The 24076-nt window shown below is 70.9% G+C and carries 13 protein-coding genes; 9 read left to right on the top strand and 4 right to left on the bottom strand.

Features of this window, described 5'->3' with window-relative positions:
- Positions 1-8: 8 nt before the first annotated feature.
- From WFQ05_RS07360 to WFQ05_RS07350, 3 genes are all read right to left on the bottom strand, one after another.
- A complete protein-coding gene (locus tag WFQ05_RS07360; protein ID WP_337053304.1) occupies positions 9-2852 on the bottom strand; it encodes a serine/threonine-protein kinase in 2844 nt (947 codons plus the stop codon).
- Between the two features lie 153 nt (positions 2853-3005).
- Complete coding sequence (locus WFQ05_RS07355) at positions 3006-4667, bottom strand: MFS transporter (protein ID WP_130520707.1); 1662 nt, start codon at positions 4665-4667, stop codon at positions 3006-3008.
- Between the two features lie 123 nt (positions 4668-4790).
- Positions 4791-6218 carry a carbohydrate porin gene (locus WFQ05_RS07350; RefSeq protein WP_130531902.1) on the bottom strand — a complete coding sequence of 476 codons (1428 nt, stop codon included), beginning with the start codon at positions 6216-6218 and terminating at the stop codon, positions 4791-4793.
- Positions 6219-6489: 271 nt separating this feature from the next.
- On the opposite strand from WFQ05_RS07350, the gene acs reads away from it, so the two are divergent.
- The 3 genes from acs to WFQ05_RS07335 all read left to right on the top strand — a co-directional run bounded on the left by acs (position 6490) and on the right by WFQ05_RS07335 (position 10422).
- Complete coding sequence (acs, locus tag WFQ05_RS07345) at positions 6490-8433, top strand: acetate--CoA ligase (protein WP_337053303.1); 1944 nt, start codon at positions 6490-6492, stop codon at positions 8431-8433.
- A gap of 117 nt (positions 8434-8550) precedes the next feature.
- Positions 8551-9219 (top strand): response regulator transcription factor, encoded by a 669-nt coding sequence (locus WFQ05_RS07340; RefSeq protein ID WP_130520703.1) that lies wholly within the window; start codon positions 8551-8553, stop codon positions 9217-9219.
- Positions 9220-9384: 165 nt separating this feature from the next.
- Complete coding sequence (locus tag WFQ05_RS07335; RefSeq protein ID WP_337053302.1) at positions 9385-10422, top strand: LacI family DNA-binding transcriptional regulator; 1038 nt, start codon at positions 9385-9387, stop codon at positions 10420-10422.
- On the opposite strand, the gene WFQ05_RS07330 is transcribed toward WFQ05_RS07335, so the two are convergent.
- Positions 10419-11792 carry an MFS transporter gene (locus tag WFQ05_RS07330; RefSeq protein WP_337053301.1) on the bottom strand — a complete coding sequence of 458 codons (1374 nt, stop codon included), beginning with the start codon at positions 11790-11792 and terminating at the stop codon, positions 10419-10421. The genes WFQ05_RS07335 and WFQ05_RS07330 overlap by 4 nt on opposite strands.
- Before the next feature lie 280 nt (positions 11793-12072).
- On the opposite strand from WFQ05_RS07330, the gene WFQ05_RS07325 reads away from it, so the two are divergent.
- The 6 genes from WFQ05_RS07325 (at position 12073) to WFQ05_RS07300 (ending at position 24034) form a co-directional block, all read left to right on the top strand.
- Entirely contained in the window at positions 12073-14514 is a 2442-nt protein-coding gene (locus WFQ05_RS07325; RefSeq protein WP_337053300.1) for a TonB-dependent receptor, read from the top strand.
- Positions 14515-14561: 47 nt separating this feature from the next.
- Positions 14562-16457 carry an amylosucrase gene (locus tag WFQ05_RS07320; protein ID WP_337053299.1) on the top strand — a complete coding sequence of 632 codons (1896 nt, stop codon included), beginning with the start codon at positions 14562-14564 and terminating at the stop codon, positions 16455-16457.
- 38 nt (positions 16458-16495) lie between these two features.
- Positions 16496-17500 (top strand): carbohydrate kinase, encoded by a 1005-nt coding sequence (locus WFQ05_RS07315; RefSeq protein WP_130524558.1) that lies wholly within the window; start codon positions 16496-16498, stop codon positions 17498-17500.
- A 39-nt stretch (positions 17501-17539) separates the two neighbouring features.
- Positions 17540-19246: a bifunctional isocitrate dehydrogenase kinase/phosphatase gene (aceK, locus tag WFQ05_RS07310; protein WP_130524557.1), complete on the top strand. Its 1707-nt coding sequence runs from the start codon at positions 17540-17542 to the stop codon at positions 19244-19246.
- A gap of 239 nt (positions 19247-19485) precedes the next feature.
- Positions 19486-20868 carry a magnesium transporter gene (gene mgtE, locus WFQ05_RS07305; RefSeq protein WP_130524556.1) on the top strand — a complete coding sequence of 461 codons (1383 nt, stop codon included), beginning with the start codon at positions 19486-19488 and terminating at the stop codon, positions 20866-20868.
- A gap of 460 nt (positions 20869-21328) precedes the next feature.
- On the top strand, positions 21329-24034 hold the full coding sequence (locus tag WFQ05_RS07300) for a bifunctional acetate--CoA ligase family protein/GNAT family N-acetyltransferase (RefSeq protein WP_337053298.1): 2706 nt from the start codon (positions 21329-21331) through the stop codon (positions 24032-24034).
- Positions 24035-24076: the final 42 nt, after the last annotated feature.

Below are 24076 nucleotides of genomic sequence, written 5' to 3'. Positions count from 1 at the left end.
GGGGTGACTCACTCTTGCAGCGCCAGGCGCGCGCCCTTGGCGGGCGCGCCCGATTTGCGCTGCGCCTGGGCCAGCAGCTGCTGCGCCTGGGCGATGCGTGGACTCTGCGGCAGGTCCAGGGTGCGGCGCAGCGCCAGCGAGGCATCCAGCAGGCGCGCGGCGCCGGCGGCGTCGCCCTGGGCCAGCGCGGCGCGGCCTTCGAGCAGCTGGCCGTCGGCGATCATCGAGCGCAGGAACGGCGCCAGCGTGCTGGCGCGCGCCGCTTCGGTCGCGGCGTGGGCGCGACGCGCGGCGTCGGCGGCATCGCCGCCGGCCAGGGCCAGCTCGGCCTCGGTCAACGCGCGCTGCAGGCGGCGGGTCTGCGCCTTGGGGCCCTGCCCGCTGATCGGCTTGAGGCTGGCGTAGCCGGCCTGCGCCTGAGCCAGCTGACCCTGCGCCAGCAGCGCGCGTACGCGCTGCAGCATGTTGAAGTCGTTGGGGCCGGGCGTGCCGAGCGCGTCCATCAGCCGGTCGCATTCGTCCAGTCGCTGGCGGGCCTCGTCGTAGCGACCCAGCTCGACCAGCGCCTCGGCCTCGCGCTGCAGGCTGCTGGTCAGCACCGTACCGCCCGGGTCGGCCTGGCGTGCCAGGCGCACGGCCTGCCGCGCATCGATCAGCGCCGCCGCCGGATCGCCGGCACGCACCTTGGCGCGGCTGCTGGTCGACAGGGTATGGATGGTGAGGAACAAGGCCTCCGGGCCGGAGTCCTGAGGCGGCGCGGCCGCCCGGGCCAGCGCGGCTTCGACCAGACCCTCGCGCGCGCGATCGGCATTGACCAGCGCCACGGCCAGGGTGGCGCGGGCGCGCACCAGGGCCAGGTTGTTCTCCGCGGTCGAGTCTTCAGCGCGCTGGATGCCGCGGCGCAGATCGGCCTCGGCGGCAGCGTGCTCGTAGGCGTAGCTCTCGGTCTCGCCCAGCTGGATGTAGTAGCCGGCCAGGGCGGGGTTGGGATCGCCGTCGGCCTGGATGGACACCTGCACCGAGCGCCGCAGTACCGGGACGGCCTCGGCGGTCTTGCCGCGGTAAGCGGTGGCGACGCCCTGCAGCTGCAGGGCGCGGGCCAGCTCGGACGAAGGCGGATACGCCGACAGCACCGCCGCCGCCTGGGTCGCATCGTCCAGGGCGCGGCCGGGATCGTTGGTGTAGTTGTTCGCGGCCGAGGCGATCAGCAGCCGGCCGCGCAGCTGCGAGCGCGTGTCGCCCTGGCGGTCGAGGATGGCGCGGGCCTGGGCGAGCAGGGCTTCGGCCTGGTCGTGATCGCTGAAGCTGATCCGCGCCTGCGCGATCAGGTCGCTGGCCAGTTCGACCGAATCGGGCCCGTAGAGCTGGCGGCTCAGCGCGACGGCCTGCTGGCGCATCGGCAGCTGCTCGGCGCTCAGCGCGAACTCGTCGTACAGGTTGCCGAACAGGCGCAGCAGCGCCAGCTTGTTCTCCGGCGCCTGGTCCAGCTCGGACTGGATGCGCGCCGCGCCGATGTCCAGCAGCTCGCGCGCGGTGGTCTGGCGCGCGCGCACCGGATCGGCCTGGCGGCTGGTGTTGGTGCGGAACAGATCGACCATGAAGGCCTGCATGGCTGCGGCCCGCTGCGCCTCGCGCTCGGTGCGGCGCTCCTGCCAGGCCAGCGTCACCAGGCCGGTGCCCAGCGCAAGGAAGGCCACGCCCACCAGGGCCAGCCCGCGCCAGTGCCGGCGCACGTAGCGGCGCGCCTGGTAGCTGCGCGCGCCGGCGCGCGCCAGCACCGGGCGGTGTTCCAGATGGCGGCGGATGTCCTCGGCCAGGGCGCGCGCGTCGGGATAGCGCTGCTCGGCCGCGGGCCGCATCGCGCGGGCGACGATGGCGTCCAGGTCGCCGCGCAGCGCGCGGGCCGGGATGGGGCCGTCGGCGGCCACGGCGCGGCTGGGCGGCGGCGGTTCGGCCGCGGCCAGGCGCCGCACCGCGGTGGCCAGCGCGCTGCCCTGCATGGCCCAGGGCAGGCGGCCGGCGAGCAGTTCGTACAGGGTCACGCCCAGGGCGTAGACGTCGGTGGCGGTGCCGACCAGGCCGCCGTCGAGCTGCTCGGGTGCGGCGTAGGACGGCGACAGCTGCAGCGTGCGCGTGGTGCTGGCCGCCTCGCCGCCCGGCGCGTCCTCGAGCAGCCGGGCCAGGCCGAAATCCAGCAGCCGCGCCTGGCCGTCGTCGGTGACCAGGATGTTGGCCGGCTTGATGTCGCGATGGACGACCAGCCGGGTATGCGCGTAGGCCACCGCATCGCAGACCTGCAGGAACAGCGCCAGGCGCTCGGCCACGCCGCTGTGGCGCGCCTGGCACCAGCTGACCAGGTCCTGGCCCTGCACATACTCCATCGCCATCCAGGCCAGGCCCTCGTCGGTCACCCCGCCGTCGTAGAGCCGGGCGATGCCCGGGTGCACCAGCGAGGCCAGGATGTCGCGCTCGGCCGACAGCCGGCCCTGCAGCGGGTCGGGCACTTGGGCGATGAGCTTGATCGCCACCTGCTGGCGGAAGCCGCCGGCGATGCGCTCGGCCAGCCACACCTGGGCCATGCCGCCGGCGCCGAGCCAGCGCAGCAATCGATAAGGCCCGACCACGCGGCCGGGCGTGCGCGGATCGGCCTCCTGGGCCGCGCCTTCGCCGAACGGAGACCGGTCCAGGAAGCCGTCACCGCCCTCGGCCAGGGCCAGCAGCCGCCGCAGGCGTTCGAGCAGATCCGGCCGTCCCTCGCAGGCGCGCGCCAGCGCCGCCTGGCGCTGCGCCGGCGGCAAGGCCAACAGCTGCTCCAGCAGGGCGTGCACGCCCTGCCCGTCGCTCTGCGTCATCGGAAGGTTCCAGGCCAGTCCCCCTGCCCCGCGCCGGAGCATAGCGCGGCGCGGCGCGGCCAGGCCCCGCAAACAGCGACGCCGGCCCCCCACGGACCGGCGTCGGTGTGGGCCGGCGTGATTCGCCCCGGCCCTTGGCGCCCCTCCCAGGGATTACTTGGTGATATCCACGTCCTTGGTCTCGCGCAGGAAGATCGCGCCGATCACCAGGGTCATCAGCGCGACGCCGATCGGATACCACAGGCCGTAGTACATGTTGCCGGTGGCCGCGACCAGGCCGAAGGAGATGGTCGGCAGGAAGCCGCCGAACCAGCCGTTGCCGATGTGATAAGGCAGCGACATGGAGGTGTAGCGGATGCGGGTCGGGAACAGCTCGACCAGCCAGGCCGCGATCGGCGCATAGACCATGGTCACGAACAGCGCCAGCACGAACAGCACCGCGATCACCATCGGCTTGTTGATGCGCGCCGGGTCGGCCTTCTCCGGATAGCCGGCGCCGGTCAGCGCGCCCTTGAGCTGCTTGCCGAAGGCATCGGCCTTGGCCTTGCCTTCTTCCTTGGACAGCCCGCTGCCTTCGTAGGAATTGATCTGGTTGCTGCCCACGTTGACCGTGGCGATGGTGCCCGGCGGGGCGGCCTTGACGGTGTAGGGCACGCCGGCCTTGGTCAGCGCGGTGGCGACGATGTCGCAGGAGCTGGTGAAGGTCTTCTTGCCGACCGGGTCGAACTGGAAGCTGCAGGTGTCCGGATCGGCGTTGATCACCACCGGCGCACTGGTGCGCGCCTCCTCGATGGCCGGGTTGGCGTAGTGGGTCAGCGCCTTGAACATCGGGATGTACAGCAGCGCGGCCAGCAGGCAGCCGCCCAGCACGATGACCTTGCGGCCGATGCGGTCGGACAGCCAGCCGAAGAACAGGAAGAACGGCGTGGCCAGCGCCAGCGCGCCGGCGATCAGCAGCGCGCCGGTGGTGGCATCCACCTTGAGCGCCTGGGTCAGGAAGAACAGCGCGTAGAACTGGCCGCCGTACCACACCACGGCCTGGCCGGCGGTGGCGCCCAGCAGCACCAGCAGCATCAGCTTGAAGTTGCCGCCCTTGAGGCTGTCGCGGAACGGGGTCTTGGAGCCCTTGCCCTCGGCCTTCATCTGCTGGAACAGCGGCGACTCGCTCAGCTGCATGCGGATCCACACCGACACGCCCAGCAGGATGATCGAGACCAGGAACGGGATGCGCCAGCCCCAGGCCTCGAAGGCCTCGTTGCCCAGCGCGCTGCGGCAGGCCAGGATGATCAGCAGCGACAGGAACAGGCCGATGGTCGCGGTGCACTGGATGAAGCTGGTGTAGAAGCCGCGCTTGTTGGCCGGCGCATGCTCGGCCACGTAGGTCGCCGCACCGCCGTACTCGCCGCCCATCGCCAGGCCCTGGGCCAGGCGCAGGCAGATCAGGATCACCGGCGCGGCCACGCCGATGGTGGCGTACGAGGGCAGCACGCCCACCAGGAAGGTGGACAGGCCCATGATCAGGATGGTCACCAGGAAGGTGTACTTGCGACCGATGCGATCGCCCAGGCTGCCGAAGAAGGCCGCGCCGAAGGGCCGCACGAAGAAGCCGGCGGCGAAGGCCAGCAGCGCGAAGATGAAGGCCGTGGTCTCGTTGACGCCGCTGAAGAACTGCTTGGCGATGATCGCCGCCAGCGAACCGTACAGGAAGAAGTCGTACCACTCGAACACGGTGCCCAGGGACGAAGCGAGGATGACCCGCTTGTGACCCTGGGTGAGTCCGGCCGGCTGGCCGGCGGTGACGTTGACGCTGGACATGGGAGCTTTCCCTCGAAGCTGGATGCCGTGGTGCTGGCGTGGATGTCAGTTGGCCATGGAGCAGCCGTGGGTCTCGCGCCGGAAGGCGAGCCCTTCCGGCACGGGGCAGGCAGGTACAGCGCCCTAGAAGGTGTACTGGGCGCTGACGCTGACCTGGTTGCCGCTTTCGGTGGTGGTGTTGGCGGTGGTGCCGACGGTGTGCTCGAGCTTGTCGTGCATCGCCTCCAGGCCCAGCTTGTAGGGGCCGTTGGCGTAGATCAGGTTGAGCGCGGTCTGGCGGTTGTTGAGCAGGCCCACCGCCGTGCCGCGCCAGCGCAGCACGTCGTCCTTGTCGGGGTTGTCCACCGCGTAGAACGCGTTGAGGCTCCAGTTCTTGTTGAAGCTGTAGCCCACCTGCGCGTAGCCGCCGGTTTCGGAGATGTCGCCGAACTGGGAGAGCGCGCCGAAGTTCTGGCCCATGCCGTTGCCGGTGAAGGCGAAGGCCTTGATGTTCCAGTTGCCGGGCTTGACCATGCCGCCCACTTCGAAGGCGGTGCTCTTGATGTCCGAACGGATCGGCGTGGGCGTGGCGCCGTCGACGCCGCTCAGGTCGATCTTGGAGTAGTGCCCGGCGGCATAGGCCACCCAGTTGCTGCCGGCCACGCGCACGCGCGCCTCGACCTGCGGGTTGAAGCCGGCGTTGCCGCCGGTGAGATAGTTGGTGGTGCTGCCCGGGCCGGACCAGTTGCCGCTGAAGGCGCCCACGTCCAGGCGCCACTTGGGGCCATCCGAACCGTGGTTGAGGTCCTGCATGACCACCACGCCCGGATAGCGCCAGCCGATCATGCCGGTGCCGAAGCCGAGCGGGAAGGCCACGTGGGCGACCGAGTCGGGCACGTTGTCCAGCGGGAACATCAGCGTCCACTGCTGGCCCACGCGTACCTTGGTGCCGGTGGCGGCGTTGTCCATGTCCAGGTAGGCCTGGCGCAGGCGCGGGACCGGCTGCTGGCCGCTGTAGGCGCCGGTGCCGTTGTTGCCGCCGAAGAAGTCCATCTCCAGGCGCGCGCCGCCGGTCCAGTGCTCACCCATCTTGGCGCCGGTGATGTCCACCCAGAAGCGGGTGTTGCGGATGTCCACGCCGCTCAGGTCGCCCTTGCCGCCGGGCGTGGGCCACTCGGCGTTCTGGCCGTTGCCGAAGTTGAACGGCCGCGACTGCTCGAAGGCCGTGGCGTTGACGAAGCCGTGGAAGGCCACCGACATGCCCGGCGCGGTCGTGAACTGCGGCGCGGCCGGCTTGGCGGCGGCGGTGGCCTTGACCTGATCCAGCTCGGTCTTGGTGTCGGCCACCTGAGTCTGGGTCTGGCTGACCTGGCTCTGGGTCTGCACGACCTGCGCCTGGGTCTGCTGCTGCGCCGACAGCAGCTGCTGCACCTGCGCCTCGAGCTGGGCGACACGCGCCTCGAGCGCCTTCTCCTTCTTCGACTGCGCCAGGGCCACGCCCGGCGCCATCAAGGCCACGATCATGGCGAGCGCCAATGGGCGACGCGCCATCGTTGCGATGCGTGTGGTCATGCTCCCCTCTCCCAAGAGTCCGGTGATTCACCGCGGCGCGCCCTCCCCTTTGCGAGAGCGCGATGTGCGCCGCAGATTGCGCACGCATGACAGCGCCCACCATTCGCCTTTGGTCTCAAAACAAGGGCTTTAAGACCATGGTCTAAGCCAGCTGCTGCACTGCGCAAACAGTGGATCGGTCAAACTTCAAGGCCTCGACAAGTCGCTGGCCGCACCCCGCAACGGTTGGTCCATCCGCCACGTTCCAAGCAAGATGAGGTAAGGAGATTCCATGTCTGATCTGTATCCCGTCGATCCCGCATTCGCCAGCCAGGCCCTGGTCGATGCGCAGGCCTATGCGCGCGACTACAAGGCGTCGGTGGAAGCACCCGACGCGTTCTGGGCCAAGGCGGCGCAGCGACTGGACTGGATGAAGGCGCCGACGCAGATCAAGGACGTCAGCTTCGACATCGACGACTTCCGCATCAACTGGTTCGCCGATGGCGAACTCAACGCCAGCGTCAACTGCCTGGACCGCCAGCTGGAGAAGCGCGGCGACAAGATCGCCCTGCTGTTCGAACCCGACAGCCCCGACAGCCAGAGTGTTGGTGTGACCTATCGCGAGCTGCATGCGCGCGTGTGCAAGCTGGCCAACGCGCTGCGCAAGCTGGGCGTGGCCAAGGGCGACCGGGTCACCATCTACCTGCCGATGATCCCCGACGCGGCCGTGGCGATGCTGGCCTGCGCGCGCATCGGCGCGGTGCACTCGGTGGTGTTCGGCGGCTTCGCGCCCAACTCCATCGCCGATCGCGTGTCCGACTGCGGCAGCAAGCTGATCATCACCGCCGACGAAGGCCTGCGCGGCAGCAAGAAGGTGCCGCTCAAGGCCAATGTCGATGCCGCGCTCAAGCTGCCCGGCACCAACAGCGTGGAGACCGTGCTGGTGGTGCGCCACACCGGCGGCGCGGTGCAGATGCAGGCCCCGCGCGACCGCTGGTTCCACGACGTGGTCGAGGGCCAGCCGGAGACCTGCGAGCCCGAGCGCATGAACGCCGAGGATCCGCTGTTCATCCTCTACACCTCCGGCAGCACCGGCAAGCCCAAGGGCGTGCTGCACACCACCGGCGGCTACCTGCTGTGGGCGGCCTACACGCACGAGGTGGTGTTCGACCTGAAGGAGGACGACATCTACTGGTGCACGGCCGACGTGGGCTGGGTCACCGGCCACAGCTACATCGTCTACGGCCCGCTGGCCAACGGCGCCACCTCGCTGATCTTCGAAGGCGTGCCCAACTACCCGAGCAACTCGCGCTTCTGGGAGGTCGTGGACAAGCACCAGGTCACCCTGTTCTACACCGCGCCCACCGCGATCCGCGCGCTGATGCGCGATGGCGACGCGCCGGTGAAGAAGACCTCGCGCAAGAGCCTGCGCCTGCTCGGCACGGTCGGCGAGCCGATCAACCCCGAGGCCTGGCGCTGGTATTACGAGGTGGTCGGCGATTCCCGCTGCCCGATCGTGGACACCTGGTGGCAGACCGAGACCGGCGGCCACATGATCACGCCGATCCCCGGCGCCACCCCGCTCAAGCCCGGCTCGGCCACCGTGCCCTTCTTCGGCGTGCAGCCGGCGCTGGTGGACGCCAACGGCGCCGAGCTGGACGGCGCGGCCGAGGGCAACCTGGTGATCAAGGACTCCTGGCCGGGCCAGATGCGCACGGTCTACGGCGACCACCAGCGCTTCATCGATACCTATTTCCGCACCTATCCGGGCACCTACTTCACCGGCGACGGCTGCCGCCGCGATGCCGATGGCTACTACTGGATCACCGGCCGCGTGGACGATGTCATCAACGTCTCCGGCCACCGCATCGGCACGGCCGAGGTGGAAAGCGCGCTGGTCTCGCATCCCAAGGTGGCCGAGGCGGCGGTGGTGGGCTTCCCGCACGACATCAAGGGCCAGGGCATCTACGCCTACGTCACCCTGGTGGCCGGCGAGGCGCCCAGCGAGGAGCTGCACAAGGAGCTGATCGCCCACGTGCGCAAGGAGATCGGCCCGATCGCCTCGCCCGACCACCTGCAGTGGGCGCCGGGCCTGCCCAAGACGCGCTCGGGCAAGATCATGCGCCGCATCCTGCGCAAGATCGCCGAGAACGCGCCCGACCAGCTCGGCGACACCTCGACCCTGGCCGACCCCTCGGTCGTCGATTCGCTGGTGTCCGAGCGCAAGGTCAAATAAGACGTGATGGCGGCCGTGGGCAAGGAAGCATCGAAAGCCGATCGCCTGGTCTGGCACTATGCCAGTCGTACGGCGCACGACGCGTCGGACGCTTCCGTCCCCACGCCCCCCGCCTCCATGACCACACTGCTCATCGCCGACGACCATCCCCTGTTCCGGGAGGCCCTGCGCGGCGCCGTGCAGCGCGTGCTGCCCGGCGTGTCCCTACACGAGGCCGACAGCGTCGATGCGCTGTACGCGCTGGTCGAGGCCAACCCGGACGCCGACCTGCTCCTGCTGGACCTCAACATGCCCGGCGCGCACGGCTTCAATGCGCTGGTGCACCTGCGCGCGCTGCATCCGCAGCTGCCGGTGGTGGTGGTGTCCGCGCGCGAGGAACCGTCGGTGATGCGCCGCGCGCTGGACCACGGCGCGCTGGGCTTCATCCCCAAGTCGGCCGACTCGGACACCATCGGCGAGGCCATCGGCCTGGTGCTGGACGGCGAGCGCTGGGCGCCGGAGGAGGCGCACAACGCGCCGGCCATCGGCCGCGACGAGCAGGAGGTCGCCCAGCGCCTGCGCGACCTGACCCCGCAGCAGTTCCGCGTGCTGCAGATGCTCGGCGCCGGCCGGCTCAACAAGCAGATCGCCTACGACCTGGGCGTGTCCGAGGCCACCATCAAGGCGCACGTCACCGCGATCCTGCGCAAGCTCGGCGTCACCAACCGCACCCAGGCCGTGCTGATGGCCGGGCGCCTGTCGGTGGATCCGGATGGGCTGACGCCGCCGCCGGAAGACCAGGACTGAGCACCAGGGCCGCCGGTTTTCGCGAAGGCGGGACCGGGTGACCTTGGCGCCTGCGGGAACGTCGCTGGGTTCCCGCGTGCGCGGGAACGACGGCAAGAGCGTCGGCGGCGCGGCGGCATCCATGCAGTAAGGTGATCAGCCCAAGAAGGCCCAACCGCGCCCTCCATGTCCGACAAACCCTCCCGGTCCGGCGACGCGCCGCGCGCCAAGGTGCAGATGGCCGACATCGCCCGCATGGCGGGCGTGTCCGAGTCAACCGTCTCGCGCGCGCTGGCCGACAACCCGCTGGTCGCCGAGCGCACCCGCGCCTACGTCAAGCAGCTCGCCGCGCGCGCCGGCTACCAGGTGGACCCGGTCGCGCGCAGCCTGCGCTCGCGGCGCTCCAACACCATCTGCGTGGCCGTGCCGCTGATGCATGCCTTCGAGCAGCCGCTGTCGGACCCCTTCATGATGACCATGCTGGCGCTGCTGGCCGAGGAGCTGACCGGCAACGGCTACAGCATGCTGCTGTCCAAGGTGGACCGGCACCAGGACGGCTGGGTCGAGCGGCTGGCGCGCAGCAGCCGCGCCGACGGGCTGGTGATGCTGGGCCAGAGCTCCGAGCACGAGGCGATGAACGCCGCCGCGCGCGAGGGCTGGCCGATGGTCGTCTGGGGCAGCCGCATGCCCGGGCAGGCCTATGTCAGCGTCGGCAGCGACAATCGGCGCGGCGGCGAGCTGGCGACCGCGCACCTGATCGAGGCCGGGCGCCGGCGTATCGCCTTCCTCGGCGACGAGCAGCTGCCCGAGGTCGCGCCGCGCTTCGCCGGCTATCGGGCGATGCTGGAACAGCACGGGCTGGCGTTCGATCCGCGCCTGCACGCGCGCAGCCACTTCGTCAGCGAGGACGCCTACCGGCTGACCCGCGCGATGCTGAAGAAGGCCGACCCGCCGGACGGGGTGTTCGCGGCCTCGGACCTGATCGCGCTCGGCGCGATCCGCGCGCTGGCCGAGGCCGGCCTGCGCGTGCCGCAGGACGTCTCGCTGGTGGGCTTCGACGATCTGCCGCTGGCCAGCTACAGCCAGCCGCCGCTGACCACGGTGCGTCAGGACCTGACGCTGGCCGCGCGCCACATGGTCGATCGCCTGCTGGCCCTGGTCGACGGCGGCACCGCCGATTCGCTGGAGATGCCGGTGCAGCTGGTGGTGCGCGAGTCGGCCTAGCGCCGCTCTTCCACGCCTGGATAGCCCGCGCCCGCGCTTGAACGCGCGGCGCTGGCCCGCGGCGCGCGCACGCGCTGCACGCCGACGAACAGCATCGACACCGCCGCGGCCAGCAGCAGCGCCCCGGCCAGCCGGATCACGTTGCGCGCATCGCCGCCGAGCAGGCGGTCGAAGTACAGCGGCAGGGTCAGGATCTGGATCAGCATCGGCAGCACGATGAACAGGTTGAACAGCCCCATGTACACGCCGGTGCGCTCGGGCGGGATGCGCTCGGCCAGCATCAGATAGGGATTGCCCATCATGCTGGCCCAGGCCAGGCCGATGCCGATCATCGGCAGCAGCAGCAGCCAGCGGTCCTGGATGACCGGCAGCAGCAGCATGCCGATGCCGGCCGCGGTCAGGCAGGCCGCGTGGGTCGGCTTGGGGCCGAAGCGCCGCGTGAACGGCACCATCGCGAAGGCCGCCACGAAGGCGACGAAGTTGTAGAAGCTGCCGATCTGCCCGTTGATCAGCCCGGCCTGGCGGAATGCGTGCGAGGCCGGATCGGTGGTGCCGAACAGCGTGGTCGACAGCGACAGCACGATGTACTGCCAGTAGCAGAACATCGCATACCACTGGAACAGCATCACCGGCGCCAGCTGGCGCATGGTCGGCGGCATCTCGCGCAGCGCGCAGACGATCTCGCGCAGCGCCGCGCCCAGGCCCTGCCCGCCCTGGCGCAGGCGCGCGCGCTCGGCGGGCGTGGGCTGCGGCTCGCGCACGCTGCGCGCGGTGAGCAGGATCGAGCCGGCCGAGAACGCCGCGCCGATCACGAACGCGGCGATGGTGACGTAAGGGATGTGGTGGCTGTTGGCCGCGTCCTGGTCCATGCCGAACCACACCAGCAGCGAGGGCGTCAGATAGGCCAGGGTCTGGCCCAGGCCGGTGAACGCGCTCTGGGTCAGGAACCCGAGCGGGCGCTGCTCGGGCGTGAGCACATCGCTGACCAGCGCGCGATACGGCTCCATCGCCACGTTGTTGGCCGCATCCAGCACCCACAGCAGGCACACCGCCATCCACAGCGCGGTGCTGAAGGGCATGGTCAGCAGGCACAGGCTGCACACCAGCGCGCCGAGCACGATGAAGGGCAGCCGCCGCCCCCAGCGCGTGCTGGTGCGGTCGCTGATCGCGCCGACCAGCGGCTGCAGCACCAGCCCGGTCACCGGGCCGGCCAGCCACAGGTACGGCAGGCTGGCGTGGTCGGCGCCCAGGTAGCTGTAGATCGGGCTCATGTTGCTCTGCTGCAGCCCGAAGCTGTACTGCACGCCGAAGAAGCCGGCGTTGAGCAGCAGCAGGCGCATGAGCGGGAACGTGGTGGGACGCGAGGACATGCCGTTGCCTTGGAGAACGGGAGGCGGGTCCGGCAGGGCCGGCGCTACATAGCCTGCGAGCTTTGCAATCGTTTGTAACGACGCAGCGCAGCAAGAAATCCTTGCAATCGCGAGGACATTCATTTGCAATCTATCGATGCTGCAGTGCAAGTTGCAATCGATTGCAAAACCCCAATACTCCGCCGCCACACCGCCGGCCATCCGGTCGGCCCGGCCCGGGGAGGGACGGTCAGGTGCGCGTATCACGCCAAACACCACGAACCGTGAGAGGGGTAATCCGATGTCCATCAAGACCACATGTCGCATCCACGTCCTGGCCTGCGCGGTGAGCGCGGCCCTGGCCGCGCCGGCCGCGCTGGCCCAGCAGGCCGCCTCGGCGACCGTCTCGCCCGCCGACGGCGCCACCAACCTGGACATGGTCTTCGTCACCGGCACCACCAGCGCCAAGACCAAGCTGCGCAGCGCGGTGTCGGTCAGCACGGTGGGCGCCGAGGCGATCGAGCAGTCCGCGCCGCGCTCCAGTGCCGAGATCCTGCGCAACATCCCCGGCATCCGCTCGGAGTCCAGCGGCGGCGAGGGCAACGCCAACATCGCCGTGCGCGGCCTGCCGGTCGCCTCCGGCGGCGCCAAGTTCCTGCAGCTGCACGAGGACGGCCTGCCGGTGATGGAGTTCGGCGACATCGCCTTCGGCAACGCCGACATCTTCCTGCGCGCGGACAACACCGTCGAACGCATCGAGGCCATCCGCGGCGGTTCGGCCTCGACCATGGCCTCCAACTCGCCCGGCGGCATCGTCAACTTCATCAGCAAGACCGGCGAGAGCCGCGGCGGCAGCGTCGGCATCACCCGCGGCCTGGGCGACTGGGACAACACGCGCCTGGACTTCGACTACGGCCAGCCCTTCGCCGAGCACTGGCAGTTCAACGTCGGCGGCTTCTACCGCCGCGGCGACGGCGTGCGCGATGCGGGCTTCGCCACCGACAAGGGCGGCCAGCTCAAGGCCAACCTCACCCGCCTGTTCGAGAACGGCTATGTGCGCGTCTACGGCAAGTACCTGGACGATCGCGCCGCCGGCTACCTGCCCGCGCCGGTGGGCGTGCGCGGCAGCGACGGCTCGCCGCACTTCTACGACCTGCCCGGCTTCGATGCCGGCAGCGACACGCTCTACAGCCCCTACATCCGCCGCACCCTGGCGCTGAACGGCGACAACCGCCCCGAGACGGTGCAGCTGGGCGACGGCATGCATCCCAAGTCGCAGGCGATCGGCGCCGAGGCGCAGTTCGACCTGGGCGGCTGGACGCTGACCGACCGCTTCCGCTTCGCCGACAACTCCGGGCGCTTCGTCGCGCCGTTCCCGGCCGAGGTGACCGACGCGGCGACCCTGGCCGCGGAGATCGGCGGCGCCGGCTCGCGCCTGCAGGTCGCCAGCGGCCCCGGCGCCGGCCAGGCCTACACCGGCATGGCGGTGCGCACCATGCTGTTCAACGTCAAGCTCAACGACCTGAACAACACGACCAACGACCTCAACCTGACCCGCAGCTTCGCCGCCGGCGACGGCGGCACGCTCGACCTGAAGGCCGGCCTGTACTCCTCGCGCCAGGTGATCGACGTGGACTGGCTGTGGACCTCGTACGTGCAGTCGCTGGAGCACCGCGCGCGGCTGCTGGACGTGTACAACGCCGCCGGCGCCTCGCTGTCGCAGAACGGCGTGTACGCCTACGGCCAGCCCTACTGGGGCAACTGCTGCACGCGCAACTACGACACCCGCTACACCGTCAACGCGCCCTACGTGGCGCTGACCTGGGACCAGGGCCCGCTGTCGCTGGACGGCAGCCTGCGCTACGACATGGGCACCGCGCGCGGCACCTACGCGGCCGCCACGACCACCGCGATGGACGTCAACGGCGATGGCGTCATCGAGGCGCCCGAGCAGCAGGTGGCGGTGATCGACTACGCCAACCGCAAGCCGGTGGACTACGACTGGAACTACCTGTCCTACTCCTTCGGCGGCAACTACCTGATCAACGACGACCTGGCGGCGTTCGCCCGCTACAGCCGCGGCGCGCGCGCCAACGCCGACCGCCTGCTGTTCGGCATCGTGCGCGACGACGGCTCGGTGTCCTCCAGCGAGGCGGTGAACTTCGTCAAGCAGCTCGAGGGCGGCCTGAAGTGGCGCAGCGGCGGCCTGAGCCTGTTCGCCACCGCCTTCGCCGCGCACACCCAGGAGCAGAACTACGAGGCCACCAGCCAGCGCTTCCTCAACCGCAGCTACAAGGCGCACGGCCTGGAGCTGGAGGCGGCCTATCGCACCGGCGGTTTCGGCCTCAACGGCGGCCTGACCTGGACCGACGCGAAGATCGACAAGGACCAGATCACCCCGAGCAACGTCGGCAACACCCCGCGCCGCCAGGCCAAGTTCGTCTGGCAGCTCACCCCGAGCTACCGCGGCGAGCGCTACGAGGCCGGCGTCAACCTGATCGGCACGACCTCGGCCTATACGCAGGATTCCAACCAGCTGAAGATGCCCGGCTATACGCAGGTCAACCTGTTCGCCAACTACCACATCACCAGCGCGCTGACGCTCTCGGCCAGCGTCAACAACCTGTTCAACGCCTTCGGCCTGACCGAGGCGGAAGAAGCCAGCATCCCGGGCGACGACATCATCCGCGCCCGCTCGATCGCCGGGCGTACCGCCAGCCTCGGCCTGCGCTACGACTTCTGATCCATCACCCAAGGAGCCTGCCGCGCCCGCCCGGGCGCGGCGCCATCATGACCCCCACGCCTGCCCCACGCGCCACCCTCGTTTCCGATGCGCCCGACCTGGAGGGCCTGGCGCTTGGCCCGCGCTGGGCGCGGCACGCGCCGCGCCTGCTCGAGGCGTTGCGCGCGCTGTACGGCGACCATCCCGACTACGCCGGCTGGCTGTCGTCCTGGCTGCAGGCGGTGGCGGCGAAGATGGGGCAGCGGCCGCAGGCGCTGGCGCAGCTGGATGCCACCCGCGCGCCGGACTGGTTCGGCCAGCCGGACATGGCCGGCTACAGCACCTATGTGGACCGCTTCGCCGGCGACCTGCGCGGGCTGACCGCGCGCGTGCCGTACCTGCAGGACCTGGGCGTGCGTTATCTGCACCTGCTGCCGTTCCTGCGCATGCGGCCGGGCGACAGCGACGGCGGCTTCGCGGTCAGCGACTATGGGCAGGTCGATCCGCGCCTGGGCAGCAACGACGACCTGCGCGCCCTGACCGCGCAGCTGCGCGCGGCCGGCATCAGCCTGTGCGCGGACTTCGTCCTCAACCATACCGCCGACGACCACGCCTGGGCACAGGCCGCGCGCGCCGGCGATGCGCACTACCGCGACTACTACCACCTCTATCCCGACCGCCGCGTGCCCGATGCCTACGAGCGCACGCTGGGTCAGGTCTTCCCGCGCACCGCGCCGGGCAACTTCAGCTGGGTCGAAGACGCGCAGGCCTGGGCGTGGACCACGTTCTACCCGTTCCAGTGGGACCTGGACTGGCGCAATCCGCACGTCTTCGGCGACATGGCGCTGGCGCTGCTGGAGCTGGCCAACCTGGGCGTGGAGGTGTTCCGCCTGGATTCCACCGCCTATCTGTGGAAGCGGCCGGGCACCGACTGCATGAACCAGCCCGAGACCCACGTCATCCTGCGTGCGCTGCGCGCGCTGGTGGACATCGCCGCGCCCTGCGTGGCGCTCAAGGCCGAGGCCATCGTGCCGATGGACCAGCTGCCGCCCTACTTCGGCCAGGGCGCGCACGCGGGCGAGGAATGCCATCTGGCCTACCACAGCTCGCTGATGGCGGCCGGCTGGTCGGCGCTGGCGCTGCAGCGCGCCGACATCGTGGCCAACGTCATCGCGCGCACGCCGCCGCTGCCGCCGGCCGCGGGCTGGCTGGCCTATGTGCGCTGCCACGACGATATCGGCTGGAACGTGCTGCGCGCCGAGGCCTCGGGCGCGACCGGGCTGGCGCCGTTCTCGCTGGCGCAGGTGGAAGGCTTCTACGCCGGACGCACGCCCGGGTCCTTCGCCCGGGGCGAGTCCTTCCAGAGCGATGGCGAGGGCGTGCACGGCAGCAACGGCATGGCCTCGGCGCTGTGCGGGCTACAGGCGGCCGAGGAGGCCGGCGACCCGGCGCAGGCGCAGCGCGCGATCGACCGCATGCTGCTGCTGTACTCGCTGGCCATGGCCATGCCCGGCATCCCGATGCTGTACATGGGCGATGAGCTGGCGCTGGGCAACGATACGACCTGGCGCGCGGACCCGCTGCGCCGTGACGAAGGCCGCTGGCTGCACCGCCCGCCGATGGACTGGGACCTGCTGGCCCAGGCGCAGGCCGACGCCGGCACGCCGCATGGCCGGGCGCTGGCCGGCCTGCGCGCGCTGATCGCGACCCGCAAGCGACTGCCCGCGCTGGCCAGCACCCAGCCGCTGGACACCGTCGACACCGGCGATGCGCGCGTGCTGGCGGTGCGCCGCGGCGCGGACTTCCTGGCCGTCGGCAACTTCTCCGACGCGGACTGCACGCTGAGCCTGGACGTGCTGTCCGACGGCGCCTGGACGCTGGTCGCCGGCGGGCAGGCCCGTCACGCCGACACGGCCGTGCACCTGGGGCCGTGGGGATTCGCCTGGCTGTCCCGCCCCGTCTGACGCCGCGCGCGAACGCGCCCATCCTTGAGGAGAGAGTCATGCGCAAGATCGTCTGCTTCGGTGAAGCGCTCATCGACATGCTCGGCCTGCCCACCGGCCATCCCGACGCGCCCACCGCCTTCCACCAGAACGCCGGCGGCGCGCCGGCCAATGTCGCCGTCGGCATCGCCCGGCTGGGCGGCGCGGCGTGCTTCGTCGGCATGCTGGGGCGCGACCTGTTCGGCGACTTCCTGCTCGAACGCATGGCCGCGGCCGGCGTGGACCTGGGCCACGTCCAGCGCACCGACGCGGCGCGCACCGCGCTGGCCTTCGTCTCGCTGGACGCCCAGGGCGAGCGCAGCTTCAGCTTCTACCGGCCGCCGTCGGCCGACCTGCTGTTCGAAAGCGCGCACTTCCAGCCGGCGTGTTTCGAATCGCTCGGCACCTTCCACGCGTGTTCCAACAGCCTGACCGGCGAGGGCGTCGCGCAGGCCACCCTGGACGGCATGCGCCGAGCGCGGGCGGCCGGGGCGCTGGTCAGCTTCGACATGAACCTGCGCCCGGCGCTGTGGCCGGCCGATGTGACGCCGGGCGAGCGCATCGCGCAGGCGCTGGCGCTGGCCGACCTGGTCAAGCTCTCGCGCGAGGAGCTGACCTATCTGGCCGCGTTCCTGCAGACCACCGACGAGGCGGCGATCGCCCAGCTGCTGGCCGGCCACACGCGGCTGCTGGTGATCACCGACGGCGGCGCGCCGCTGCGCTGGTACACGCGCACCGGGCGCGGCGAGCGTGCGGGCTTCGAGGTGACCGTGCGCGACACGACCGCGGCCGGCGATGCCTTCGTCGCCGGGCTGCTGTTCGCGCTGGCCCGACGCGGCGTGGATGCGGCCGGACTTGCGGCGCTGGCCGAGGATGCCGAGGCGCTCGACGAACCGCTGCGCTTCGCCGCGGCCACCGGAGCGCTGGCGGTCACCCGCGCTGGCGCCTTCGCCGCCATGCCCAGCCTGGCGCAGGTGCAGGCCCTGCTGGAGACCGAGCGCCGCGACGACGCCATCGTGGTGTGAATGCTCTAGGCTGTCGCTCCCCTGCCCCGGGCCGCCCGCATGGACGACGCCGCCGCCTACGCCAGCCTGATCGACGAGGCCTTCGCCGATTACCACGCCCGCTTCGCGGACATCACCCGGCGCGCCAAGACGCGCTTCGAGCAGCGCGACTGGAACGGCGCGCGCGACGATGCGGTCGAGCGCATCGCGCTCTACGACGCCTGCGTGGACGAGTGCCGGCTGCGCCTGCAGGCGGTGATGGGCCAGCGCGCGTTCGACCGCACGCTGTGGCACGCCATCCGCGCGCGCTACGCGGCGCTGATCGATAACCAGATCGACCGTGAGCTGTACAAGACCTTCTACAACACCCTGACCCGGCGCTTCTTCCGCACCCAGGGCGTGGATGCGCAGGTCGAGTTCGTGGCGCTGGACATCGCGCCCACCGAGGCCATCACCCATCCGGTGGCGCGGCACAACTACCTGGTCTCGCAGACCAGGCCGATGGACACCTTCGCCCGGCTGCTGGGCGACTACGTCTTCGCCGTGCCCTATGCGCACCAGGCGCGCTGCGCGGCGGCCATCGCCGTGCGCCTGCACGACGACCTGACCGGCTGGGGCGAGCCGGTGCGCGCGGTGGAGCTGCTGGACACGGTGTTCTACCGCGAACGCCGCGCCTACCTGGTCGGCCGCGTGCTGGGCGAGACGCGCTTCGCCCCGTGCATGATCGCGCTGATCCACGACGAGGCCGGCCTGCGCGTGGACGCGGTGCTGACCCGGCGCGCGGACGTGGCCCAGCTGTTCGGCATCTCGCGCAGCTACTTCCACGCCGACCTGCCCACGGTGGGCGATGCGGTGGTGTTCCTGCGCACGCTGCTGCCGCACAAGCCCATCGACGAACTGTACACCGTGCTGGGCCGCGCCAAGCAGGGCAAGACCGAGCGCTTCCGCACCTTCTACCACCACTTCAACGACCATCCCGGCGAGCAGCTGATCCAGGCCGAGGGCACGCGCGGCCTGGTGATGGCGGTGTTCACGCTGCCCAGCTATCCGCTGGTGTTCAAGCTGATCCGCGACCGCTTCGCCGAGACCAAGCAGGTCACGCGCCAGGACGTGGAGGACCGCTACGCGCTGGTGTTCAACCGCGACCGCGTCGGTCGCCTGCTCGATGCGCAGCCGTACCGCTCGCTGCGCTTCCCGCTGGCGCGCTTCGCCCCGGCGCTGCTGGAGGAGCTGCGGCAGACCTGCGCCAGCAGCCTGAGCTTCGAGGGCGAGGACGTGATCATCGCCCTGTGCTACGTGCAGCGCCGGCTGCGCCCGCTCAACCTGTATCTGCGCGAGCAGCCGGCCGAGGCCGCGCGCGCGGCGGCGCTGGACTACGGCCAGGCCATCGTCGACATGGCGCGCAACAACATCTTCCCCGGCGACATGCTGCTGAAGAACTTCGGCGTCTCGCGCCATGGGCGGGTGGTGTTCTACGACTACGACGAGGTGCGGCTGATCACCGACTGCCGTTTCCGCGACTGGCCCAAGGCGCAGAGCTACGAGGAACAGATGGCCGACGAGCCCTGGTTCCATGTCGCGCCGGGCGATGTGTTCCCCGAGCGCTTCGCGCAGTTCATGGGCCTGCCCGCCGCGCTGACCCAGGCCGTGCGCGCGGTGCATGGCCAGCTGTTCGACCCGGCCTGGTGGCGCGAACTGCAGGCCGCGCTGGCGCAGGACCGCTATCCCGACACGCCGCCTTATCCGCCCTCGCTGCGCGTGGCCTGAACGCCGCGACCATCGGCCATGCCGCATCGCGAGAAAGTGGTTGACGCTTCGAGGATGCAGGCACAGACTTCCGCCCGCCCGGCGCAGGCCACAGCGCGCCGGTCCCTTTCGTGAAGCTTTCCTCCTCATGCCCAGCGACCCTTCCAGTCGATCTTGTCTGCCGTCAACGGTGGCTGCGCGCTGAGTCCTGATCGGGTTCGGCCAGGCGGCCGTTGCGGCTGCCCAACCAGGCCGTCCCGATGAACCTGAAGCACTTCTCCTTCAAGACCACCGACCCGGTGGCCGCCCAGCTGGACGCGCTGCGTCCGCTCAACACCGCCGACGTGGTCGAGCGGCTCAACAAGCTCAAGCCCGCCCTGGCCGATGCGACCTTCGCCGGCCTGTCCGATGAGCGCGCGATCAACGTGCTCGAAGCGCCCGAACTGCTGCGCGCCCCGCAGCTGCTGCAGGCCCTGCCGCGGCCGCGCCGGGCGCGCGTGCTCGAAGGCATGGCCGACGACCGCGCCGCCGACGTGGTCCAGGCGCTGGAGCTGACCGACCAGGCCGCGGTCCTGGCCGACCTGGCCGCCTGCGCCCCGGCCAGCGCGCACGCGATACAGAAGCTGATGCGCTATCGCCCGCGCACCGCCGGCGCGCTGATGACCACCGAATACGTCGGCGTGCCCGCCGACTGGACCGTGGCCCAGACCCTGGACCACGTGCGCGAGGTCGAGCGCAAGCGCGAGACCGTCTACGCCATCTACGTGCTCGCCCCCGGCAGCGACGTGCTGCAGCAGGTGGTCACCTTGCGCCGGCTGATCACCGGCGCGCCGGGCGACAACATCCTGACCGTGGCCCAGGTCAATCCGCCGGTCACCGTCTCGCCGCTGACCGACCAGCAGGAGGTCGCGCGCCTGATCCGCCGCCACGACCTGCTCTCGCTGGCCGTGGTCGACGAGCAGCGCCGCATGCTGGGCATCGTCACCGTGGACGACATCATCGACACGATGATGGAGGAGAGCACCGAGGACGCGCACAAGTTCGGCGGTATGGAGGCGCTGGACGCGCCGTACATGCAGATCGGCTTCTGGCGGATGATCCGCAAGCGCGCCGGCTGGCTGTGCGCGCTGTTCCTGGGCGAGATGCTCACCGCCAGCGCGATGCAGCACTTCGAGGGCGAGCTGGACAAGGCGCTGGTGCTGACCTTGTTCATCCCGCTGATCATGAGCTCGGGCGGCAACTCCGGCTCGCAGGCGACCTCGCTGCTGATCCGCGCCCTGGCCCTGGGCGAGCTGCGCCTGCGCGACTGGTGGAAGGTGGCCCTGCGCGAGCTGCCCACCGGCATGCTGCTCGGCGCGATCCTGGGCGTGATCGCCATCGTGCGCGTGGTGGCCTGGCAGCAGCTGGGCATCTACGACTACGGCCCGCACTGGCCGCTGGTGGCCCTGACCGTGGGCGCGGCGCTGGTGGGCATCGTGACCTTCGGCTCACTGGCCGGCTCGATGCTGCCGTTCGTGCTGCAGCGGCTGCGCTTCGACCCGGCCAGCGCCTCGGCGCCGTTCGTGGCCACGCTGGTGGACGTCACTGGCCTGGTCATCTACTTCAGCATTGCCCTGCTGATTTTGAGCGGGACGCTGCTGTAGGCGAGCGGGGAGCGCGGTTCGTTGGAGCCACCATTGGCGAAGAGGCCACAAGGGCGGCCTCCACCGGTAGAGCGGAGCTTGCTCCGCTGCGTTTCGGCCGGATTATCGGGAAGGCCCAGCGGAGCAAGCTCCGCTCTACAAGGAGGCCGCGATGCGCTCGGAAGAGACAACGGCTGCCACGCACGCTGGGCCCCTCCCCTTTCGCGCAGCGAAGGGGGAGGCTGGGAGGTGGTGCTTTTCAGCTTTCCCGCGGAGAGCACCCCCTCCCCTCAGTCGTTAGGTCGCGACTTCGAGCTTCCCTTGGCCTGCGGCCAAAGGGAGGTGGCTAAGCGCGCATCGCCGACGCGTAAGGGGACCTTTGCTCCTCCTCACGCGTTCGCGGGGCGCGTCATGCAGGGGCGCCGCCGGGGCGTGTAACGTGTGGGGCGATGTCCCGCTTCCAGGCCGCCGCCGCCACCGCATGAGCACCTACCGCCTCAAGTCCGTGTTCGCGCCGGCCTCGATCGCCATCATCGGCGGCAGCCCGCGCGATCGCTCGGCCGGGCGGGCGGTGGTGCGCAACCTGCGCGCGGCCGGCTTCCCCGGGCGGATCGCCTGGATCAATGCGCGCTACAAGCGCATCGACGAGGTCGACACCGTGCCGCGGCTGTCCGACCTGGACTACGTGCCGGACCTGGTGATCGTCACCACCCCGGCGCACACCGTGCCCAAGGTCGTGGCCAACGCCGCCCAGCGCGGGGTGGCCGCGGCCATCATCCTCACCGCCGGGCTCGGCCACGGCTCCGGCTCGCTGGCCGAGGCCACCGAGCGCGCCGCGCGCGCCCACGGCCTGCGCCTGCTCGGGCCGCACTGCCTGGGCGTGATCGCCCCGCACGCGCGGCTCAACGCCAGCATCGCCGCGCACACGCCGATGGCCGGCGACCTGGCGCTGATCTCCGAGTCCTCGGCCATCGCCGCGGCGCTGGTCGAATGGGGCGTGCAGCACCAGGTCGGGTTCTCGGCGGTGGTGTCGCTGGGCGATGCGATCGACGTGGACTTCAGCGACCTGCTGGACCACTTCGCCATCGACCACCGCACCCGCGCGATCCTGCTCTACGTCGAATCGATCCGCGACGCGCGCAAGTTCATGTCCGCCGCACGCGCGGCCGCGCGCGCCAAGCCGGTGGTGGTGGTCAAGTCCGGCGTGGCCCGCGCCGGCGGCGGCGAGGACACCCACAGCCAGTCGCTGGCCCGGCCCGATGCGATCTACGACGCGGCCTTCCGCCGCGCCGGGCTGTTGCGCGTGGGCGCGCTGGACGAGCTGTTCGCCGCGGCGCAGACGCTGGGCCGGCTGGGCACCTTCCCCGGCCGGCGCCTGGCGATCCTGTCCAACGGCGGTGGAGTGGGCGCGCTGGCGCGCGACCAGCTGGCCCTGCTCGGCGGCAGCCTGGCCACGCTGTCGCCGGCCACGGTGCAGCGCCTGGACGGCGTGCTGCCGCACGGCTGGACGCGCGAGAACCCGGTGGACATCGTGGTCGACGCCGATGGCGATCGCTACGCCACCGCGGTCGAGGCGCTGCTGGCCGACCCCGACAACGACGCCCTGCTGGTGGTCAACGTGCCGACCGCCTTCACCTCCTCGGCCGATGCCGCCAGCGCGCTGGTGCGCAGCGCCGGCGCGCGCCCGCGCCACAGCCATGCCAAGCCGGTGTTCGCGGTGTGGCTGGGCGGCGGCGAGGCGGCGCTGTCCACGCTCAACGCGGCACAGATCCCCAGCTACGCCACCGAGGCCGATGCGGTGGCCGGCTTCATGCACCTGGTGCGCTACCGGCAGGCGCAGACCGCGCTGATGGAGACCCCGCCCAGCCTGCCCGAGGACTTCGTGGTCGATGCCGCCGCCGCGCGCGCGCTGGTCGAACAGACCTTGAGCGAGGGACGGCGCTATCTGGACCCGGTCGCCGCAAACGCGGTGCTGCGCGCCTACGGCATCCCGACCGCGCAGCTGTGGGTGGCGGCCGATGCGCAGGCCGCGGTGCGCTTCGCCCAGCCGCTGCTGGACCAGGGCCAGCCGGTGGCGCTGAAGGTGCTCTCGCCGGACATCCCCAACAAGTCCGATGTCGATGGCGTGCGCCTGAACCTGGTCTCGGCCGAGGCCGTGCACATGGCCGCGCAGACGCTGATCGAGCGCGCCCGGCGGCTGCGCCCGGACGCGCGCATCGATGGCGTGGTGGTGCAGGCGACGGTGCTGCGGCCCAAGGCGCGCGAGCTGATCGCCGGCATCGCCGACGATGCGGTGTTCGGCCCGGTGATCGTGTTCGGCCGCGGCGGCACCGCCGCCGAGGTGATCGACGATGTGGCCCTGGCGCTGCCGCCGCTGGACCTGCGCCTGGCCCATGAGCTGATCGGCCGTACCCGCGTCTCGCGCATCCTCAAGGCCTATCGCGACGTGCCCGCCGCCGACGAGCGCGCCGTGGCCCTGGTGCTGGTCAAGCTGGCGCAGCTGGCCGCCGATCTGCCCGAGATCCGCAGCCTGGACATCAACCCGCTGCTGGCCGACGCCACCGGCGTGGTGGCGGTGGACGCGCGCATCGCCGTGGCCCCCTCGCGCGCGCTGCACAAGGGCCGCGGGCATCCGCGCTTCGCCGTGTTCCCCTATCCGAAGGAGTGGGAGCGCACCCTGGCCCTGAGCGATGGCGGCACGGTCTTCGTGCGGCCGGTGCGCCCTGAGGACGATGCGCTGTTCCGCGCCTTCTTCGCCCGCGTCACCGACGAGGACCTGCGCCTGCGCTTCTTCCAGTCGGTCAAGCATTTCAGCCACGAGTTCATCGCCCGCCTGACCCAGTTGGACTACGCGCGCTCGATCGCGCTGGTGGCCATCGACCCGTCCAACGGCGAGATGCTCGGCGCGGTGCGGCTGCTGGCCGACGCCGATTACGATCGCGGCGAGTACGGCATCCTGGTGCGCTCGGACCAGAAGGGCGCCGGCCTGGGCTGGCAGCTGATGCGGATCATGATCGAGTACGCGCACTGGCAGGGCCTGCGCCAGGTCGAGGGCCAGGTGCTGCGCGAGAACCGCACCATGCTGGCCATGTGCCAGCAGCTGGGCTTCACCCTCAGGCCCGATCCGGACGACCCGTCCATCGTCAACGTCACCCTGCCGATCCAGAGCGCCCGCGCGCAGACCTGAGCGGCAAAACGGGCCCGGTGTCACCTTCCGGGACTTGCCCCC

This window comes from Pseudoxanthomonas sp. USHLN014 (genome assembly GCF_037153335.1).
GTDB lineage: Bacteria > Pseudomonadota > Gammaproteobacteria > Xanthomonadales > Xanthomonadaceae > Pseudoxanthomonas_A > Pseudoxanthomonas_A winnipegensis.
This window is presented reverse-complemented; position numbering and strand designations above follow the sequence as displayed.

What these genes read in the sequence shown, in the direction of transcription:
- WFQ05_RS07360 (WP_337053304.1), bottom strand. Translation starts at nt 2,852, where the DNA reads ATGACGCAGAGCGACGGGCAGGGCGTGCACGCCCTGCTGGAGCAGCTG.
- WFQ05_RS07355 (WP_130520707.1), bottom strand. Translation starts at nt 4,667, where the DNA reads ATGTCCAGCGTCAACGTCACCGCCGGCCAGCCGGCCGGACTCACCCAG.
- WFQ05_RS07350 (WP_130531902.1), bottom strand. Translation starts at nt 6,218, where the DNA reads ATGACCACACGCATCGCAACGATGGCGCGTCGCCCATTGGCGCTCGCC.
- acs (WP_337053303.1), top strand. Translation starts at nt 6,490, where the DNA reads ATGTCTGATCTGTATCCCGTCGATCCCGCATTCGCCAGCCAGGCCCTG.
- WFQ05_RS07340 (WP_130520703.1), top strand. Translation starts at nt 8,551, where the DNA reads ATGACCACACTGCTCATCGCCGACGACCATCCCCTGTTCCGGGAGGCC.
- WFQ05_RS07335 (WP_337053302.1), top strand. Translation starts at nt 9,385, where the DNA reads ATGTCCGACAAACCCTCCCGGTCCGGCGACGCGCCGCGCGCCAAGGTG.
- WFQ05_RS07330 (WP_337053301.1), bottom strand. Translation starts at nt 11,792, where the DNA reads ATGTCCTCGCGTCCCACCACGTTCCCGCTCATGCGCCTGCTGCTGCTC.
- WFQ05_RS07325 (WP_337053300.1), top strand. Translation starts at nt 12,073, where the DNA reads ATGTCCATCAAGACCACATGTCGCATCCACGTCCTGGCCTGCGCGGTG.
- WFQ05_RS07320 (WP_337053299.1), top strand. Translation starts at nt 14,562, where the DNA reads ATGACCCCCACGCCTGCCCCACGCGCCACCCTCGTTTCCGATGCGCCC.
- WFQ05_RS07315 (WP_130524558.1), top strand. Translation starts at nt 16,496, where the DNA reads ATGCGCAAGATCGTCTGCTTCGGTGAAGCGCTCATCGACATGCTCGGC.
- aceK (WP_130524557.1), top strand. Translation starts at nt 17,540, where the DNA reads ATGGACGACGCCGCCGCCTACGCCAGCCTGATCGACGAGGCCTTCGCC.
- mgtE (WP_130524556.1), top strand. Translation starts at nt 19,486, where the DNA reads ATGAACCTGAAGCACTTCTCCTTCAAGACCACCGACCCGGTGGCCGCC.
- WFQ05_RS07300 (WP_337053298.1), top strand. Translation starts at nt 21,329, where the DNA reads ATGAGCACCTACCGCCTCAAGTCCGTGTTCGCGCCGGCCTCGATCGCC.